The sequence below is a fragment of the Stenotrophomonas sp. P5_A8 genome, from assembly GCF_056400545.1.
The window spans coordinates 1-18,080 of sequence record NZ_JBFULB010000046.1 but is presented as its reverse complement, the minus strand read 5'-3'; the positions used below and the strand labels follow the sequence as shown (position 1 = coordinate 18,080).

13 protein-coding genes are annotated in these 18,080 nt (G+C 68.5%); 3 read left to right on the top strand and 10 right to left on the bottom strand.

Features of this window, described 5'->3' with window-relative positions; all coding sequences use genetic code 11:
- The 4 genes from AC1DQP_RS05550 to AC1DQP_RS05535 all read right to left on the bottom strand — a co-directional run.
- The coding region (locus AC1DQP_RS05550) for a metallophosphoesterase (RefSeq protein WP_478051232.1) at positions 1–359 on the bottom strand (359 nt) is incomplete at its 3' end.
- Positions 349–2,796 (bottom strand): ligase-associated DNA damage response DEXH box helicase, encoded by a 2,448-nt coding sequence (locus AC1DQP_RS05545; protein WP_457318309.1) that lies wholly within the window; start codon positions 2,794–2,796, stop codon positions 349–351. The genes AC1DQP_RS05545 and AC1DQP_RS05550, both read right to left, overlap by 11 nt.
- Before the next feature lie 14 nt (positions 2,797–2,810).
- Positions 2,811–4,415, bottom strand: coding sequence for an ATP-dependent DNA ligase (locus AC1DQP_RS05540; RefSeq protein WP_457318303.1), 1,605 nt, complete (start codon positions 4,413–4,415; stop codon positions 2,811–2,813).
- Positions 4,412–5,419 carry a ligase-associated DNA damage response exonuclease gene (locus AC1DQP_RS05535; protein ID WP_457318302.1) on the bottom strand — a complete coding sequence of 336 codons (1,008 nt, stop codon included), beginning with the start codon at positions 5,417–5,419 and terminating at the stop codon, positions 4,412–4,414. Before AC1DQP_RS05535 ends, AC1DQP_RS05540 begins: the two co-directional genes overlap by 4 nt.
- Before the next feature lie 110 nt (positions 5,420–5,529).
- Here AC1DQP_RS05535 and AC1DQP_RS05530 point away from each other — a divergent pair, with 110 nt between their 5' ends.
- Positions 5,530–7,161 carry an isovaleryl-CoA dehydrogenase gene (locus AC1DQP_RS05530; RefSeq protein WP_457318301.1) on the top strand — a complete coding sequence of 544 codons (1,632 nt, stop codon included), beginning with the start codon at positions 5,530–5,532 and terminating at the stop codon, positions 7,159–7,161.
- A 57-nt stretch (positions 7,162–7,218) separates the two neighbouring features.
- Here AC1DQP_RS05530 and AC1DQP_RS05525 read toward each other — a convergent pair whose 3' ends face one another.
- The 3 genes from AC1DQP_RS05525 to AC1DQP_RS05515 form a co-directional block, all read right to left on the bottom strand.
- Entirely contained in the window at positions 7,219–7,623 is a 405-nt protein-coding gene (locus tag AC1DQP_RS05525; protein WP_256775860.1) for a hypothetical protein, read from the bottom strand.
- Between the two features lie 307 nt (positions 7,624–7,930).
- Positions 7,931–8,272, bottom strand: coding sequence for a hypothetical protein (locus AC1DQP_RS05520; protein WP_478051231.1), 342 nt, complete (start codon positions 8,270–8,272; stop codon positions 7,931–7,933).
- Between the two features lie 124 nt (positions 8,273–8,396).
- On the bottom strand, positions 8,397–9,572 hold the full coding sequence (locus tag AC1DQP_RS05515) for a thiolase family protein (RefSeq protein WP_457318299.1): 1,176 nt from the start codon (positions 9,570–9,572) through the stop codon (positions 8,397–8,399).
- Between the two features lie 299 nt (positions 9,573–9,871).
- Between AC1DQP_RS05515 and AC1DQP_RS05510 the strand changes: the two genes are divergently transcribed.
- Positions 9,872–12,727, top strand: a complete 2,856-nt coding sequence (locus AC1DQP_RS05510) for a S8 family serine peptidase (RefSeq protein ID WP_457318298.1) — start codon at positions 9,872–9,874, stop codon at positions 12,725–12,727.
- 105 nt (positions 12,728–12,832) lie between these two features.
- Here the strand turns inward: AC1DQP_RS05510 and AC1DQP_RS05505 are convergent, their stop codons facing one another.
- Positions 12,833–13,930, bottom strand: coding sequence for a Glu/Leu/Phe/Val dehydrogenase dimerization domain-containing protein (locus tag AC1DQP_RS05505; protein ID WP_256775864.1), 1,098 nt, complete (start codon positions 13,928–13,930; stop codon positions 12,833–12,835).
- A 339-nt stretch (positions 13,931–14,269) separates the two neighbouring features.
- Between AC1DQP_RS05505 and AC1DQP_RS05500 the strand changes: the two genes are divergently transcribed.
- Positions 14,270–15,367 carry an HDOD domain-containing protein gene (locus AC1DQP_RS05500; RefSeq protein WP_457318308.1) on the top strand — a complete coding sequence of 366 codons (1,098 nt, stop codon included), beginning with the start codon at positions 14,270–14,272 and terminating at the stop codon, positions 15,365–15,367.
- 157 nt (positions 15,368–15,524) lie between these two features.
- On the opposite strand, the gene AC1DQP_RS05495 is transcribed toward AC1DQP_RS05500, so the two are convergent.
- A complete protein-coding gene (locus tag AC1DQP_RS05495) occupies positions 15,525–17,102 on the bottom strand; it encodes a phospholipase D family protein (protein WP_478051230.1) in 1,578 nt (525 codons plus the stop codon).
- A 57-nt stretch (positions 17,103–17,159) separates the two neighbouring features.
- Positions 17,160–17,870, bottom strand: coding sequence for an rRNA pseudouridine synthase (locus tag AC1DQP_RS05490; RefSeq protein ID WP_256775867.1), 711 nt, complete (start codon positions 17,868–17,870; stop codon positions 17,160–17,162).
- Positions 17,871–18,080 lie beyond the last annotated feature (210 nt).

Genomic DNA, 18,080 nt, shown 5'->3' with positions numbered 1-18,080 from the left:
GCCGTGGGCAGTGCGCGGTCGTGATTGCCGGCCAGCGCGCCAATCTGCAGCGCGCCATGTTGTTCGCGCCAGCCCTGCCACTGCCGATACCACGAGGTCCGATGGGCCACGCCATGCAGCACATCGCCGAGGATCCACAGCGTATCCACGTCGTGCCGATGCAGCAGCGTCGACAACCGCTGCAGGTCCTCCGCGGTGCCGCCGCTGGGCATTCCGATGCCCGCGCGCCGGAACACATCGGCTTTGCCCAGGTGCAGGTCGGCGATCAGCAGGGCTTTGCGCGCCGGCCAATACAGGGCGCGCGCGCCGAGCAGCAGCAGCGACTCACCGGCAAGGGTGGTCGGCAGTTCAGGGGCCATGACGTGTCTCCAGTTGCTGTGCAGCGCGCTGCACGCGGGTTTTCCAGTCTTCGTTGCTGAGCTGGCCGCGCAGGCGCTCGGCCCATAGCGGGAACGACAGTGGGCCAAGGCTGGGCGGCGACTGCAGGCTCAGTGTGCGCGTCTGGCAGCGCTGCAGGGTGGTGGCCAGGCTGTCCAGGTCCAGCTGTGCGTGCAGCACCTCGCGTTCGGCCAGGCCCAGCAGGATGTGGTCGGGATCGTGTTGACGCAGCACGTCGTACAGCAGACCACTGGATGCCTGCAATTGGCGCAGACTGCGCGGCGTGCGCCCGGGCAGTGCCGGCACCAGCATGCCCGAAACCCGCGCGATGTCGCGAAATTGTCGGCGTGCCAGCTCGGCCAGGTTGAGGCTGTCGCGCAGGTCCTCGAACAGATTCGCCGGCTGCAGCAGGTCGCGCACCCGCTCGGCGTCCAGTTCGATCGCGCGGGCTGGCGACAACACGAAGCCGTAATCGTTGGCGGCGTAGCCGAAGGTGTTGGGCTGCTGCCGGGCCAGGCGCATCGCCATCAGCGCGGCCAGCCCTTCATTGGTCTGGCGGCCGGCGAACGGGTACACGAACACGAACTGGCCTTCGCGCCGACGCACCATTTCCACCAACAGCCGCGACGGCGCAGGCAGCACCGACAAGCGCGACTGCAACGCCAGCAGCGGCGCCAACCACTGCATCTCCGGCGACTGCACGGGGGCGTCGAACACGGCCTCCATTTCATGCCCCAGCGCATCGGACAGCGGCAAGCGGCCGCCCTGCCAGCGGGGCACCAGGCCGTCGCCGCCCTTGGCCAGGCGCACATACGCGGTGAGGTTTTCCAGCCGCACCAGTTCCAGCAGGCGTCCGGCGAACTGGAAGCGATCGCCCGGCCGCAGTCGTCCCAGGAACTGTTCTTCCACCGCGCCCAGCCGGCCGCCGCGCAGGAACTGCACCATGACGCTGCCATCGCTGGTGATGGTGCCGATGGACAGGCGATGGCGCAGCGCGACGCGCCGGTCGTGCACGCGGTACACGCCATCCTCGTCGCGCACCACTTTATGGAAGTCCGGGTACTGCGCCAGCGCGCGGCCGCCCTGCACGATGAAGTCGAGCACGCCCTGCCAGTGTGCATCATCCAGCGAAGCGAACGCGTGGGTGCGGCGGACCTGTTCGTACAGCGCATCGGCCTGGAAGCCACCGCCGAGCGCGCAGCTCACGCAGTGCTGGGCCAATACATCCAGCGACAGCCGCGGGGGGCGCCGTGCTTCGATCACCCCGGCGGCCAGCGCGCGTCGTGCCGCCGCATACTCGACCAGTTCCAGCGCATGCGAGGGCACGCAGACGATATGGCCCGATTCGCCGGGACGGTGGCGGGCGCGGCCGGCGCGCTGCAGCAGCCGTGCGATGCCTTTCGGGCTGCCGATCTGCAGCACCTGGTCCACCGCCGGAAAATCCACGCCCAGGTCCAGGCTGGAGGTGGCCACCACGCAGCGCAGCCGCCCGTCACGCAGCCCCTGCTCAACCTCGCGACGCAACGCCGGGTCCAGCGAGCCGTGATGCAGCGCGAGCGTGGCCGGGTCTTCCGGCCACACCGCCGACAGCGCCTGGTGCCACAACTCGGCCTGCGCGCGGGTGTTGGTGAACAATAGGCTGGTGCCCACCAACAGCAGTTTTTCCAGCACCCGCTGCAGCTGCGACAGCCCGAGGTGGCCGGCCCAGGGGAAGCGTTCACCGTGCGCGGGCAGCAGTGTTTCAAGGCTGACCGGACGCGGTCTCGCGCCCGCCACCAGGGGGGCATCGGGCACATCGGGCAGCAGCACCTCGCGGGCCTCGTCCAGGTTGCCCAGCGTCGCCGACAGCCCCCACAGCTGCAGCGCGGGCAACGCATCGCGCAGCCGGCGCAGGTTCAACTGCAGCAGCACGCCGCGCTTGTTGCCCAGCAGTTCGTGCCACTCATCGACCACCACGCTGCGCAGCTGGCGCATCTTCGCCATGCCGTCGGGATAGCTGAGCAGCAACGCCAACGATTCGGGCGTGGTCACCAACACATCCACGCGCCCCTCGCGCGCCAGCCGTTTATCACGGGCGCTGGCGTCCCCGGTGCGCAGGCCGACCTGCCAGTCCAGGCCGAGGCCAGCCAGCGGCTCGCGCAACGCGCGCGCGGTATCGCTGGCGAGCGCGCGCAGCGGGGTGATCCACAGCACCTGCAGCACCGGCACCGGCGTGCGCGCGCGCCCGGCAACGGTGACGGGCAGCGGGTCGGCCAGTGCCTGCAGCAGCGGCCCGCCGAACATGGCCAGGGTCTTGCCGCTGCCGGTGGGCGTGTGCAGCAGGCCCGAGGCGCCGGACAGGTAGTGGCGCCACATCGCCTTCTGGAACGGCAACGGCGCCCAGCCGCGGCTGGCGAACCACGTGGCCAGTGTCGCCATCGCCTCGCGTCGGGTCACCGCGCCAGGGCCTGCAGCTGCGCCAGGGTATCGGCCTCGCTGGCCGGCTTGTCCTGCCGCCAGCGCAGGATGCGCGGGAAGCGCACCGCGATGCCGGACTTGTGCCGGCTGCTGCGATTGACCGCTTCGAAGCCGAGTTCGAACACCTGCTCGCCGCGCACGCTGCGCACCGGGCCGAAGCGTTCGACGGTGTTGGCGCGGATCCAGCGATCCAGCGCGAGGATCTCCTTGTCGTCCAGGCCCGAATAGGCCTTGGCTACCGGCACCAGCTTGTCGCCGTCCCACACGCCGAAGGTGTAGTCGGTGTAGAGCGTGCTGCGCCGGCCGTGACCGGCCTGGGCGTAGATCATCACCGCGTCGATGGTCAGCGGATCGATCTTCCACTTCCACCAGTCGCCGCGCCGCCGACCGCTCTGGTAGATCGAATCGTGGCGTTTGAGCATCAATCCTTCCACACCGCGCTCGCGGGCCAGCGCGCGCTGTGCGGCCGCGGCCGGCCAGTCCGCAACGGAGACGGACGGAGAGAGCACGATGCGCGGATCGTCCAACGCGGTAAGCAGCGCGGCAAGCCGCGCGCGGCGCGCGTGCAGCGGTTGCGTGCGCAGGTCCTGTCCGTCGGCTTCGAGCAGGTCATAGGCCAGCACCCGCACCGGTGTGTCGCGCAGAGTCTTCGGCCCCGGCTTGCGGCGCTGGATGCGCGTCTGCAGGGCGGTGAACGGCAACGGCTGGTCGTCGCCCTCGCGCCAGGCGAGCAGCTCGCCATCGATCACGCAGCCATCGGGCAGCGCCATCGCCGCCGCTTCAATCTCCGGGAAGCGGCCATCCAGCCGCTCTTCGCCGCGCGACCACAAGGCTGCCTCGCCCTTGCGTCGCAGCAGCTGCAGGCGGATGCCGTCCCACTTCCATTCCAGGGTCCACGCCTCGATCGGGCCGAGGCTGTCGACCTCGGCTTCCAGTGGCGAGGCGAGGAAGAACGGATACGGTTGCTGGCGATCCTCCGGACGTTCTTCGGGCGACAGCAGTGCCGCCAGCAGTCCGGGCGAGGGCACCCATTCGCCAAGCATGCGCTGGGCGATGCGGGCGATGTCGATGCCCGACAATTCGGCCAGGGCCTGCTGCACCACGCGCTGTGACACACCCACCCGCAGCGCGCCGGTCAGCAGTTTGTTGAACACCAGCCGTTCGCCTGCAGGCAGTTGACGCCAGCCTGCCACCACCGCCGCCCGCCGCACCGCTTCGTCCTGGTTGGCCACGGTGAGCAGATGCGCTTCGATCCATTCGGCCAGGGGCCGGTCGGCGCTGCGTTCGGGCGGATCATCGAGCAGCAGGGTCAGGGTCTCGGCAAGGTCGCCGACCTGGTCGTAGCTGTCGTCCACCAACCACGCCGGCAACCCGGCCGCCTCGCCGATCCAGGCGCGCAGTTCGCCGCTGGCCGCGATCTTCCGCCGTGCGCCGCCGACCTTGCCGCCACTGAGCAGGTACAGCGCCCAGGCCGCATCGTGCGGGCGCGCATCGCGGAAGTACGCCACCAGTGCGGCGCGCTTGTCCAGCGTCGCGGTGCTGCGGTCCAGGCGCTGGTAAAGCGCGGCGAAGGCCCTCATTCCTCGCTCCCGAAATCGGTGCGGAAGGCTTCGGCGGCCACCCCACGCTCGCGCAGGAACGGAATCAACGCATCGGTGTTGCCATGGGTGGCGATGACGCGGCGCGCGCCGGTCTGTTCGATGGTCTGCAGCAGTGCGGGCCAGTCGGCATGATCGGATACCACGAAGCCACGGTCGTAATTGCGCCGCCGCCGGTTGCCACGCAACCGCATCCAGCCCGAGGCGAAGCCCAGTTGATGCTTGCCGAAGCGGCGCAGCCATGGGGTGCCCGCCGCCGACGGCGGGGCCAGGATCAGCTTGCCGGCGGCATCGGGTTCGCGGCCCTGTTCGGCCACGGTATGCGTCTCCAGCATGGCGATGCCGGCCTGCCGATAGACCGCCACGCCATTGGCGATGGCCCCGTGCAGCCACGCGGGCTGGTCGTCCAGCGGCAGCAGTTCGGCCAGCACCCGCTGCGCCTTGCCCAGTGCGTAGCAGAGCAGGATCGCCGCCTCGCCACGCGCGGCGCATTCACGGCGCCAGGCCACGATCTCCGCGGCGACCTCGGCGGTGTCCTGCCAGCGGTAGATCGGCAGGGCGAAGGTGGCCTCGGTGATGAACACATCGCACGGCACCACCTCGAACGGTGCACAGGTGGGGTCGGGCTGGCGCTTGTAGTCGCCCGAGGCGACCCAGACCTGGGTGCCATCATCGATGCGCACCTGCGCCGACCCCAGCACATGCCCGGCCGAGTGCAGTGACACCTCGACATCGCCCAACCGGAACGCGCGGCCGTAGTCGTAGGCCTGCAGCGGCACATCGCCCAGCCGCCAGCGCAGGATCGGCACGCTGTCGGTGCTGCAGTAATACTCGCCCATGCCGCTGCGCGCGTGGTCGCCGTGGCCGTGGGTGATCACCGCGCGCGGCACCGGTCGCCACGGATCGATGTGGAAATCGCCGGCGGGGCAATACAAGCCCTCCGGGCGCAGCACCACCAGATCGTTGTTCGTCGTCGTCAGGCTCATGCGTGGCACTGTGCCGCCGCCCTCGTGCAGGAGGTGAGAATCCGCCTGAACGGCCGCCTGCACGCCGATGCGGCAGAATCGGGCCAACCCCAGGCCAGGAGGCCGCTGCGATGACGTCCGTATTGCCCGCGTTCGATACCCACGAGGTGTTCAACCAGCCACCGCCGTTCAGTGGCCGCAACCTGTGGGCCGACGACGTGGCCTTGGCGGCGGCAGTGGAGCGCGAAGGCGGCGGTGCGTTCATTACACGGCTGGCGCAGTACGGCGCGCTGGCCGGCGATCTGCTGTATCAGCTCGGCTTCGATGCCAACCGTGATCGCCCACGGCTGCGCACCCACGACGCGCAGGGTCACCGCATCGATACGGTCGAGTTCCATCCTGCCTACCATCGGCTGATGGACGCGGCCAAGAGCCACGGCGTGGCCGGGCTGTCCTGGTACGACGGCAGTGCCGGCGCACATGTCGCGCGTGCGGCGCTGAGTTACCTGCACCACCAGGCCGAGGCCGGCACCAGCTGCCCGCTGACCATGACCCACGCCGCGGTCGCGGTGCTGCGCCAGGACCCGGCGTTGGCCGAGTGGGCCGACAAGGCGGCGGCCCCGCATTACGACCCGCGCGACGTGCCGATCGCCGACAAGCACGGCATCACCCTGGGCATGGGCATGACCGAAAAGCAGGGCGGGTCGGATGTGCGCAGCAATAGCACGCGCGCCGAACCGCAGGCCGACGGCAGTTATCGGCTGGTAGGGCACAAGTGGTTCTTCTCCGCACCGATGTCCGATGGTTTCCTGGTGCTGGCGCAGGCACCCGGCGGGCTGAGCTGTTTCCTGATGCCGCGCCGCCTGCCTGACGGCAACCGCAATGCGTTCCGGCTGATGCGGCTGAAAGACAAACTGGGCGACTGGTCCAACGCCTCCAGTGAAGTGGAACTGTGTGGCGCCTGGGCGCAACGGGTCGGGGAGGAAGGCCGTGGCGTGGCCACCATCATCGGCATGGTGATGATGACCCGCCTGGATTGCATGCTGGGTGCTGCGGCGGAAATGCGCATGGCGTTGGCGCAGGCGCTGCACCACGCCCGCCATCGCGACACCTTCGGCAAGCGCCTGTGCGAGCACCCGCTGATGGCCAACGTGTTGGCCGACCTGGCGATCGAATCGGAAGCGGCGACGACCTTTGCGATGCGCGTGGCGCGCGCGGTGGACCGCGCCGGCAGCAGTGCCGAAGAGGCCGCGTTCGCGCGCATTGCCACGGCGGTGGGCAAGTACTGGGTATGCAAGCGCGCGGCGGTATTCGTCAACGAGGCGCAGGAGTGCCTGGGCGGTGCGGGCTACGTGGAGGAATCGATCCTGCCCCGGTTGTACCGACAGGCACCGTTGAACTCGATCTGGGAAGGCAGTGGCAACATCCAGTGCCTGGACGTGCTGCGGGCGTTGTCACGCGAGGCGCAGGTGCTGCCGGTGCTGGATGCCGAGCTGGGTGGCGTGCTCGGCCGCGAGCCGGCCTACGACATGGCCCTGCAGGCGCTGCGTGCCACGCTCGCGGGAACGCCCTCGGAGACGCAGGCGCGCAGCATCACCGAGCGGCTGGCGCTGCTGCTGCAGGCGGCCACGCTGCTGCGCGCGGACAGCCCCAACGCGGCGGCATTCATTCGCTCGCGACTTGGCGGCGAGCACGCGCTGGCCTTCGGTACCCTGCCAGCGGATCTGGATTTTGCCGCGGTGCTCGCCCGGGCGCTGCCCTGAGTAAACGAAAAACGCCCCTTCAGGGAAGGGGCGTCCTGGTCACGCGTGCGCGGTGACTCAGTGCTTGGCTTCGTTGGCGTTCTTTTTCGCTTCGTCAGCGACGTCGCGCGCCTTGTCGGCAACCTTCTCGGCGGCATCGGCAGTGGCGCCACTGGCGTGGGCGGCGGCATCCTTGGCGGCGTCCTTGGCTTCGCCTGCGGCCTCGGAAGTGGCGGCGGCGGCGCGGTCGAGTGCCTGCTGGGTGTCGGCGGCAGCGTGTTCGGAGGCAGCGGCGGCCTCATCGGCGGCGTTGCGGGTCGATGCAGCGGCCTTGTCGACGGCTTCGCGGGCAGCCGCATTRGCGCTGTCGGCGGCCTGCGCAGCGTCCTGGCGGGCCTGCTCGGCTTCGGGACCCTTGCAGGCGGCCAAGCCGAGCAGCAGGGAGGCGGCCAACAGGGAGGTTGTCAACGGACGGATGGTCATGGCGCTCTCCAATACGGGAATCGTAGGGGAGGCCAGCCTATTCATCCGCGCGTGAAGGCAGGGTCGCTACCTGCTGCCTGTTACTGGTCGGCGCGTGGCAGCCACCAACAGTTGGTCAGCGCCGTAGTCGCCGACGCGACAGCCACTAATCGTTGGCCTGCATACCGTAGCTGCGACCGTTGGCCTGCATACCGTAACTACCGACCGTTGGCCTACATACCGTAGCTACCGACCGTTGGTCGGTAGAAAAAGAAAAAGCCGCTGGCGAACCAGCGGCTTCTTCAGACTTGCTTGAAGAAAGAAGTTATTACTTCTTGGCTTCTTCAGCAGCGTCCTTGGCCTGCTCGGCGGTGGCTTCACCGGCCTTGGCAGCGTCGGCAGCGGTGCCGGCAGCAGCGTCGGTGGCAGCGCCAGCAGCCTGGGCAGCGGCGTCAGCCGAAGCGTCAGCAGCGGTGGTGGCGGTGTCGGCGGCAGCCTGGGCAGCGTCGGCGGTCTGGGCGCCAGCAGCAGCGGCCTGGTCGGCAGCGACCTGGGCGTCAGCGGCAGCTTCGTTGGCCGAAGCAGCAGCGTCAGCAGCCKGTTCCTGCTTGGAGCAGGCGGTCAGAGCCAGGCCCAGGGCCATCGCGATCAGCAGCTTGTTGATGCTCATTTGTGTGAATCCTCGTCGTTAGATTAGGCAACGCGCTATTGCGCGCCCGGCAACATGATGACAAGCCACGATTGGCTGTCAAGCGATCGCGCATTCATTTTTGCGAAATACGCGTTAATTTCAATCAAATCAATTCGATGGCAATGGCCGTAGCTTCGCCGCCACCAATGCAGAGGGTAGCGATGCCGCGCTTTCCGCCGCGCTTGCGCAAGGCGTTCACCAGGGTGACCACCAGACGCGCGCCGGAAGCGCCGATCGGATGGCCCAGTGCGCAGGCGCCGCCGTTGACGTTGACCTTCGCGTGCGGGATGCCCAGTTCGCGGATTGGCGCCATGGCCACCACGGCAAAGGCCTCGTTGATCTCTAACAGGTCGACCTGATCCAGGGTCCAGCCGGTTTTTTCCAGCAGTTTCTGGATCGCACCGATCGGGGCGGTGGTGAACCACTCCGGCGCCTGCGAATGGGTGGCATGGCCGACGATCCGGGCCAGCGGCTGCACGCCACGCGCGTGGGCGTCTTCTTCGGTCAGCAGCACCACGGCCGCAGCGCCGTCGGAGATGCTCGACGAACTGGCGGCGGTCACCGTGCCGTCCTTCTTGAAGGCCGGGCGCAGGGTCGGGATCTTGGCGATATCCGAGCGGCTCGGCTGCTCGTCCTGGTCGAAGGCGACCTCGCCCTTGCGGGTGGTCACCGTCACCGCGACGATTTCATCGGCGAACGCGCCGCTGGCCTGCGCGGCCTGCGCACGGCGCACCGATTCGATCGCGAAGGCATCCTGGTCCTCGCGGCTGACCTGGTACTTGTCCACCGCACATTCGGCGAACTCGCCCATGGCCTTGCCGTCGTAGGCGTTGACCAGACCATCGTGGGCCATGTGGTCGATCGCCTGGAAATTGCCGAAGCGGGTGCCGGTGCGCGAGTTGGGGATCAGGTGCGGGGCATTGGACATCGACTCCATGCCGCCGGCCACCACGATGCTGGCCGAGCCGGCCTTGATCAGGTCATGCCCGAGCATGATCGCCTTCATGCCCGAACCGCACACCTTGTTGAGCGTGGTGGCGCCGGTGGAGACCGGGATACCGGCGGCGATCGCGGCTTGGCGGGCCGGCGCCTGGCCCAGGTTGGCCGGCAGTACGCAGCCCATGATCACTTCAGAAACATCCGCGGCCGGTACCCCGGACTGCTGCAGCGCCGCGGCAATCGCGGTGGCGCCCAGGGTAGGGGTGGGCACGCCGTTGAACTGGCCCAGGAAGGAACCGATGGCGGTGCGTTTGGCAGCGGCGATGACGATGTTGGACATGGCAATCTCGTTGGTGCGTGAGCGATATGCGAAATGGGAGCGCGGGCATCAGGACCCGGGGCGCTTCCCGGCAGACTGCGTGGGGTGGCCCAGTATAGGGGGTCGCGCTTTACCACCGGGGTCGGCTGGCCAGCGCCGCGCAGGCGCAGGCCAGAGTGGGACGTACGCCATTGGCGGTGCCGTGTTTTCCCGGCACACTGCGCAGCACCGGCCGGCTACGCAGGCATGGCACTTGCCGCCGGTCAGGTCCAGGAGGACCGACCGGGCGGGAGATTTCACACGTCAATGGGGATGCAAGGATGAACAAGGCAGTATTGGGGCGGTCTCTGCTGGTCACCGCGATGGCTGCGGCGCTGGGCGCCTGCGGTGGCGGTGGCGGTGGCAACAACGTGCGGATCGACCCACCACCGACGACACCGCCGCCGACCACGCCACCACCGACCACCCCGACGCCGCCCAAGCCGCTTGAGCCTGCGTTCGACGCGCATCTGACCATCACCCAGGCCGGCGCCGCGCGCACTGCCGGGCTCGATGGTACGGGCGTGCGCATCGGCGTGGTCGATTCGGGCGTCATGCGCAACCATCCGGCGCTGGCCGGGCGGGTGCTGGCCAACTACAGCTATGTCGATTCGCGCACCAACAACCTCAACATCGATGACGTGGTCGGCCATGGCACCGCCGTAGCCGAACTGGCTGCGGGCAAGGCGGTGGGTTCCTGGCAGGGCGGCATCGCGCCGGGCGCGCAGATCGTCTCGGCGCGGATCATCGCCGACACCCGTCCGACCGATGACGGCAGCGGCAACGGCAACGAAGTGAACGGCGCGCTGGGCCTGGCCGGGGTCCATCAGGACCTCATCACCCAAGGCGTGAAGGTGATGAACAACTCCTGGGGCGGTCTGTACTGGACCAACACGTCCGCGACCGCGCCGATCGCACAGGAATACCGGCCCTTCATCCTGGGCAACGGCGGGCTGGTGGTGTTCGCCACCGGCAACGAAAGCAAGCCCAATCCGTCCAGCATGGCGGCGCTGCCGAGCCAGCCCGGCCCGGCCGGCACGCTGCCGGCGGCCGACCTGGAACGCGGCTGGCTGAGCGTGACCGCGGTGGATTCGACCGACCCGAGCAAGCTGGCGTCCTACGCCAACGCCTGCGGCGTGGCTGCGCGCTACTGCCTGGCCGCGCCCGGTGCGGCGGTCTACGTGGACCCGGCCTACACCACCGGCACCCCGAAATACCTGTGGAATTACGGCACGTCCTTCGCCGCGCCGCTGGTGTCCGGCGCCGCTGCGCTGGTGTGGCAGAAGTACCCGTATTTCAGCAACGACCTGGTCCGCCAGACGCTGCTGGGCACCGCCACCGATCTGGGTGCGGCGGGCGTGGACAGCACCTTCGGTTACGGCCTGCTCAACATCGCCAAGGCGATCAACGGGCCGGGGCGATTCGACTGGGGCAACACCACCGTGGATGTCAGCCAGACCGGGCTCAACTCGGTGTGGAGCAACAACATCACCGGCAGCGGTGGGTTGATCAAGCAGGGCGCCGGTGCGCTGGGCCTGTCGGGCACCAACACCTACACCGGGGATACGCGTATCGAGCGGGGAACGGTGGCGTTGCGCGATGGTGGCTCGATCACGTCCAACGTGGTAGTCGTCGCGCAGAGCGGCAGCCCCAATCTGGCGGCGCTGCAGTTCCTGTCAGGCAACGCACGGGTCAAGGGCAACGTCGACAACGGTGCGTCGGTGATCGTGCGCGAAGCCAATGTCACCGCCACCATCGAAGGCAACTACGTACAGCGCTCCACGGGACAGCTGATGATTGCGCTGGGTTCAAATCCGCTCAACATCACCGGTACCGCCACGCTGGCGGGCAATGTCTATGTCGATGCCATCCTCAGTGGCTATGTGCCGCAGGATGGTCGTACGCAGCGCGTGCTGCATGCCGACCAGGGCGTCATTGGCACCTTTGCGGGCGTCACCCACAATCTCAGCCAGTCCACGACGCTGCTGCAGATGTCGCTGACCCATGCGAGCAACGATGTCACCCTGACCACCGACCGGATCAGTGTCACCTCGGCGAGCCTCAACGCCGGCCTGGGCGGCACCGCATTGGCGTCGGCAGCCCGGGTGGAGTCGGCTTTCGAAGTGCTCGACGGTGGCGGTCTGGCCGGCAGTGCCTTCGCCGACGGCGCAGGCGAACTGCAGCGCGTGCAGGGCGACCAGGCGCTGCAGGCCAGCCTGGACAGCCTGTCCGGCAAGGCCCACGCGCTGGCCACGGCCGCCACGTTCGACAGCATCGATCTCAACCGACGTGCATTGTCGGCGCGCTTCGGCCAGGTGCAGGGCGCGCCGCGCCTGCGTGGCGCCTGGCAGAGCCAGTTGGGCGAAGCCGGGCAGGGCAGCTTCTCGGCCAGTGGCGCCGATACACGCGGCTGGATGATGGGCCAGGACATGGCGTTGGGCAGCAATGGCGTGATGGGCTTTGCCTTCGGTGAAACCCGCACCCACAACAGCCGCGACTGGGGCAGTGATCGTGGCCGCGATCGCCAGTCGCAGGCGCAGCTGTACGCCGGTTGGAACGCCGGCCGCGCCTACGCGCTGGGCCAGGTGGGTGCCGGTCAGTTCACTCGCGAAATCGATCGCCAACTGCTGCTGGGGGCCGGTCAGTACGGCGTCAACGCCCGTTATGGCGGCAGTTTCAGCGCGGCCAGCGTGGAAACCGGCTATCGCTTTGGCGGCGACCGTGCGTCGCTGACGCCATACCTGGGCGCGGATTACTCGCGCGTGGACAGCGACCGCTTCACCGAGCAGGGGGGCCTGGGCTTCGGCCTGCGTACCGAAGGCAACCTGAGCACGCGCAGCCAGGCACTGGCCGGCGTCCGCGCCGAACGCCAGTGGGGCCGCTGGTCGCTGCGCGGTTATGCCGAATGGCAGCAGTTGCTGTCCAGTGATGGCCTGACCCAGGACGCCAGCTTCGTCGGCGTGGACGCCTGGGCGCCGCTGGCCGGCCTGCAGCCGGCGCGCTCGGGCGGTCTGTTCGGGCTGTCGGTCGAATCCTGGCTGAGCCGCAACACCCGCGTGTCGTTCGGCTACGACCAGCGCTTCGGGCCGCGCGGCGACCTGAGCCAGGTCGCGCTGCGCTACTCGGCAGCGTTCTGACCCACCGCGTGCCGGTGCCAACACGGGCCGGCACGCGGTTGTCTCACACGAAGAAGGGCGCGATTGCATCGCGCCCTTCTTCATGGGTGTCGCCGTCGCGCGCGATCAGTTGCCGCGCAGCGTCCCCAGTCGTGGCCGGGTGCGACCCAGCGGCATCTTCAGCTTGCCGATCGACTGGATGCGCGTTTCGGCGATCTGGTCGGCCGCGCGCTGTGGGGCGATGTTCTCGCTCTGGGACAGCGCGAAGATCCTGCCAAGGTTGTGGTAGATGCTGCGGATCAGGCGCATGGCGCGCTCGCGGTTGTAGCCGTCGATCTCCAGCGAAACGTTCATCACGCCGCCGGCGTTGACCGCATAGTCAGGGGCATAGAGGATGCCGCGCGCATGCAGTTCATCGCCTACTTCCAGGCTGGACAGCTGGTTGTTGGCGGTGCCGCAGACGATCCGGCACTTCAACCGCGGAAGCGTCTGCGGGTTGATCGCGCCCTCCAGCGCGCAGGGCGCGAACACATCGGCGTTGACGTCGTAGATGTCGTCCGGCTTGACCGCCTCGGCACCGTACTCGGTGACCGCGCGGTCGACCAGTGCGCTGTTCAGATCGGTGACGAACAGCTTGGCGCCGCGATCGCGCAGCAGCTTCACCAGTTCCATGCCGATGTGGCCCAGGCCCTGCACGGCGATGCTGGCCTTGCCGACTTCTTCGTGCCCCAGCTTGTGCTGCATCGACGCCATCAGCGCCTGCAGGGCGCCATAGGCCGTGAACGGCGCCGGGTCGCCCGAGCCGCCATGGACCTGGTGTACGCCGGTGACGAACTCGCTCTCCAGGTAGATGTTTTCCATGTCGTTGACGTCGGTGCCGACGTCCTCGGCGGTGATGTAGCGACCGCCCAGCGAATCGACATAACGCCCGAACGCACGGAACAGCACCTCGCTCTTGTCCTGGCGCGGGTCGCCGATGATCACCGCCTTGCCACCGCCCACGTTCAACCCGGCCAGTGCGTTCTTGTAGGTCATGGTGCGGCTCAGGCGCAGCGCGTCGGCCAGTGCATCGTCGGTGCTGGCGTAAGGGCGCATGCGCACGCCGCCCAGGGCCGGGCCCAGGGTGGTGTTGTGGATGGCGATGATCGCCCTCAGGCCGGCATCGCGGTTGTGGCAGAACACCACTTGTTCGTGACCGGAAGTTTCGAGGGTTTCAAATAACATGGCGACTCCGATGGTGCGAACGGTGGCGAACGGCGGCGAACGAACCAGCAAAAGGTGGGTTGCAAAACAAAAAAAGCGACTTCGTCTGATCGGGTGACGGGTCGCGCGGCGCCATTCTAGAGCATTCCGACGGAGGGTGTTGTCAGGGTTCAGGATGGGCCGCTGACAGGCGTCGACCCAGGCGTCAGTGGGGCAGGTCATTAAAGTTGCTGAAGATCAGGCCGATGCCGTGGCAACGGTGCGCAGTACCAGCAATGCCAGGACGGACGACGTGGGTGCAGTGGCGACAATACAGAGACGGTATCGGCCAGGACGGCGGCACGGATGAGCATGCTCGTGATGGTGGGGGCAGGGCTGTTGGGCGCCGGTGCGCTTGCGCTGGGCATCGTGCGCTGGCGTGCCGCGCGCTGTCCGGAAACCGGCACTGAGTGGCTGACCGCAACGGGTGACCGCTCGGGGAACGCCTCGGCGGCGTCGCCGGGGCGCGGCGAGGTGCCGGCCACGGCGCTGCTGCAGTCGGGGCTGCATGCGCTGGCCCTGGTCTCGCGCAGCGGTGACGCGGATGCGACGCCCGGGCCGGGCGATCCGGCGCTGCATGCGGCGGTGGTGGCCGCCCTGGAACAGCGCGACTGGTCGGCCCGGCATCTGCCGCGGCGCCCGCAACTGTTGCCGCAGCTGATCCAGACGGTCAACGACGACGATGCGTCGGCGCGCGCGATGGCCGCCATCATCGGGCAGGACCCGGTGTTGACCGGCAACCTGCTGCGCATCGCCAACAGCCCCGTCTATCGCCTGCAGGCCAAGCCGGTGGACAGCCTGCAGCGGGCGGTGACGTTGGTGGGGACCGAGGGCATCCGCCAGATCATCAGCGCGGTGCTGGTGCAGCCGGTGATGCAGCTGCACTGCGAGGCCTTCCCGCAGTTCGGCACGGTGATCTGGGAGCATGCGCTGCTGGCCTCGCGCGCGGCCGCCGATCACGCGCGGCTGGTGACCCACGAAGATGCGTTCGCCGCGCAGTGGCTGGGCCTGACCCAGGGGCTGGGGGCCGCGCTGGTGATGCGCCATCTGCTCGATGCCTGCGCAGGGCAGGACGGGGCGGCACCCTCGCGCGCGCTGGCCGCGCAGTTGCTGGATGCCTGGACCCTGCCGGTGGCCAGCCGCATCGCGGCGGCTTGGGAATTGCCGCCTTCGGTGCATGAAACGTTGCTGCGCGGCGGTGACGATGCGCAGGCGGGGTTGTCGGCCAGCCTGCGCTTCGCACGGGCGGCCGCGGCGGCCAGCCTGCTGTGCCGGCACGGCAGCATCGGCCAGGCCCAGGCGCTGGCGATCCTGGAGCAGCAGCACGCCACCCCGGCGCACGCGCTGCAGTGGATCTGGCGGCGTCTGCACGGGCGCGCGGTGGAGACGCTGGACGTTGATGAGCCGATCGAGGTCTGAGCCGTGCAGTCGGTGAGGGGTGCCGGGCGCGCATGGCCCTGCTGCCCGGAGCCAGCGCTTGCCACGCATGGCGTGGCACTACCGGCGGTGCTGCTGATGGATTGACGGAATGCGGGTGTAAGCGCCGCGCCATGCGTGGCCGCCGTTCAGCGCCCGCTTACAGCTGTGATTCCAACGGCAACCAGCTGATCGCCCGCGCACTGGCGCGCAGCCATAACGAGGTGTCCGGTTCGTGGTCGAGGAGCACCGGCGGTTGTGCGGCACGGTCCAGCCAACGCACCCGGTCCTGCGCATCCAGGGTCACCCAGTAACTCTGTTTCGGATCGGCCAGCCGCAGGTATTCCGCGCGCAGCTGCGCGGCGAGCACCGCATCGTCGAACAGCACGCCCATCTCGGTGTTGAGATACGCCGAGCGCGGGTCCAGGTTGAACGAGCCGACGAAGCCGCGCCGATCATCAAGCATGAACGCCTTGGTATGCAGGCTGGCGCCGCTGCTGCCGAACAGCCCGCCGTTGCCGGCAGGGGTGTGCGCCTTGAGCTCGTACAGGTGCACGCCGCTACGCAGCAGTGGCGCGCGATAGTGCATGTATCCGCCATGCACGGCGGCCACGTCGTTGGCAGCCAGCGAGTTGGTCACCACCCCGACCGTGGCGCCACGCTGGACCATCGCGGCCATGCCTTCGGTACCTTCCTCACCCGGTACGAAATAGGGCGAAATCAGCAACGCCTTGTGCTCGGTGGCCTGCAGTTCGCGCACCAGCCGGGTGACCAGCCAGTTGGCCTGGTCGTCGCGGCGATGCTTCATCGGTGGATCGGAGGCGATCTCCACCGTCGTCGACCAGTGCAGGTCCACCGTATCGCGGTAGTAGGAGTGCGCAGACTGCGATTGCTCGACCCGGCGCAGGTAGGGCTGCGCGGCGGTGAGCTTGGCCTCGTGCGCGGATTCGCGCACCAGCAGGCGCAGCTGCGCCGGGGTGTAGAACGCCAGCGCGGCGATCGGCACCGCGGTCTCGCTGTTCCAGTACGCATCGAAGATGTCATTGGCCTGGGACACGGCCTTGCCGGCGACGAGCAGGTCGAGGTCGCGGAAGTTCACATCCGCACGCGCGCTGAAGTACTCCTCACCAATGTTGCGGCCGCCGACGATCGCGATCCGGCCATCGGCGATCCAGGACTTGTTGTGCATGCGATGGTTGACGCTGAAGAAGCGCTGCACCATCTCCACCAGCCGCCACAGGCCGTTGCGGTTGCGGAACGGGTTGTACAGGCGGATTTCGATGTTGGGGTGCCGGTCGAGCGCCATCATCAGCGCATCCTTGTCCTGCGCGTTCATGTCATCAAGCAGGATGCGCACGCGCACGCCGCGTTCCGCGGCCTGGTACAGCTCCTGCGCCATCAGGTGCCCGACCATGTCGTCGTGCCAGATGTAGTACTGCAGATCCAGGCTGCGCCCGGCGTGGCGGGTGATCACCGCGCGGGCCGCAAAGGCGTCCAGGCCATCGGCCAGGAAGGCCACGCCGGACTGGTCGGGATGCTCGGCCTGCAGCCGTACCAGTTCGCGATCGATGGCGGTCTGGCCGGGCTGCGGCGGCAGCACGGTGCTGTGCGGGCCCATCGCCTTGGGGGTGAGATGGTCGGCGAGCAGCAGGCCACTGAGCACCAGCAGCACCAGCACGGCCAGTACGATTCCCAGCCAGCGCAGCACCCGGCGCCAGAGCGGCTTTTTTTCAGTCATGCGCCGATGCTAAGCGGGCGCGGCGTGCACTGCGAGTGCAGGGCCGCGCGATACGGCTCAGAAGCGTTCGTCCGGCGCCAGGTAGCGCCACTGGCCCGGGGCGAGTTTGCCCATGGCGACGCGGCCGATCCGCAGGCGCCGGACGCTGATCACCTCCAACCCGACCTGGCGGCACATGTCGCGCAGCTGGCCCGGTTGTACCGGCTTGATGGCGAAACGCAGGCGGGTTTCGTTCTGCCAGCTGACCTTGCAGGGGGGCAGTGGCCAGTTGCGGAAGCTCAGGCCGTGGGCCAGGCGCTTCATGCCGTACGGAACCAGTTCGCCGCTGACTTCGACCAGGTATTCCTGTTCGAGCGTGGCGCCGCGATCCTTGAGGTGCGAGACGACGCGGCCGTCCTGGCTGACCACGACCAGGCCGCTGTCTTCGTCGGCCAGCGGCATGACCAGCTGCAGGGCGTGGAAATGGCGCTGCAGGAGGGTGACGCCGGTGGCATCGAGGTCGCTGCGGCTGTCGGGGGTGACCAGGGCGCTGAGTTCGTCGGCGCGCATGCCGGCGGGCTTGTGCAGCAGCATGCTGACGGTTTCGGTGCGGGTGGCCTCGGCGTTTTCGCGCAGGACGATGGTTTCGTCGGTGACCAGGGTCTGGGGTTGTTCGACGACCTTGCCGTCCACGGTCACCCAGCCGCCTTCGATGTAGCGCTGGGCGTCGCCACGGGAGCAGCCGATCAGGCTGGTGAGGCGTTTGTCGAGTCGGATCGGGTCGGTCATCGGGCAGGCAACGAAAAGCGGGGAGCGGGCGGGGAGTGTACTGGGTGGGGGGATGTGGTGCTGGGAAGAGGGGGATCGGGAGCTGGAGCCGGAGCCGGAGCCGGAGCCGGAGCTGGAGCTGGAGGCTCGACGCTGCGGGTGTGTTGGCTTGGCCTGGCGTGGGTAGGTTGGCGGGACACGCCGCAAGTACGTCCGTGTAGGCTCCCAAGC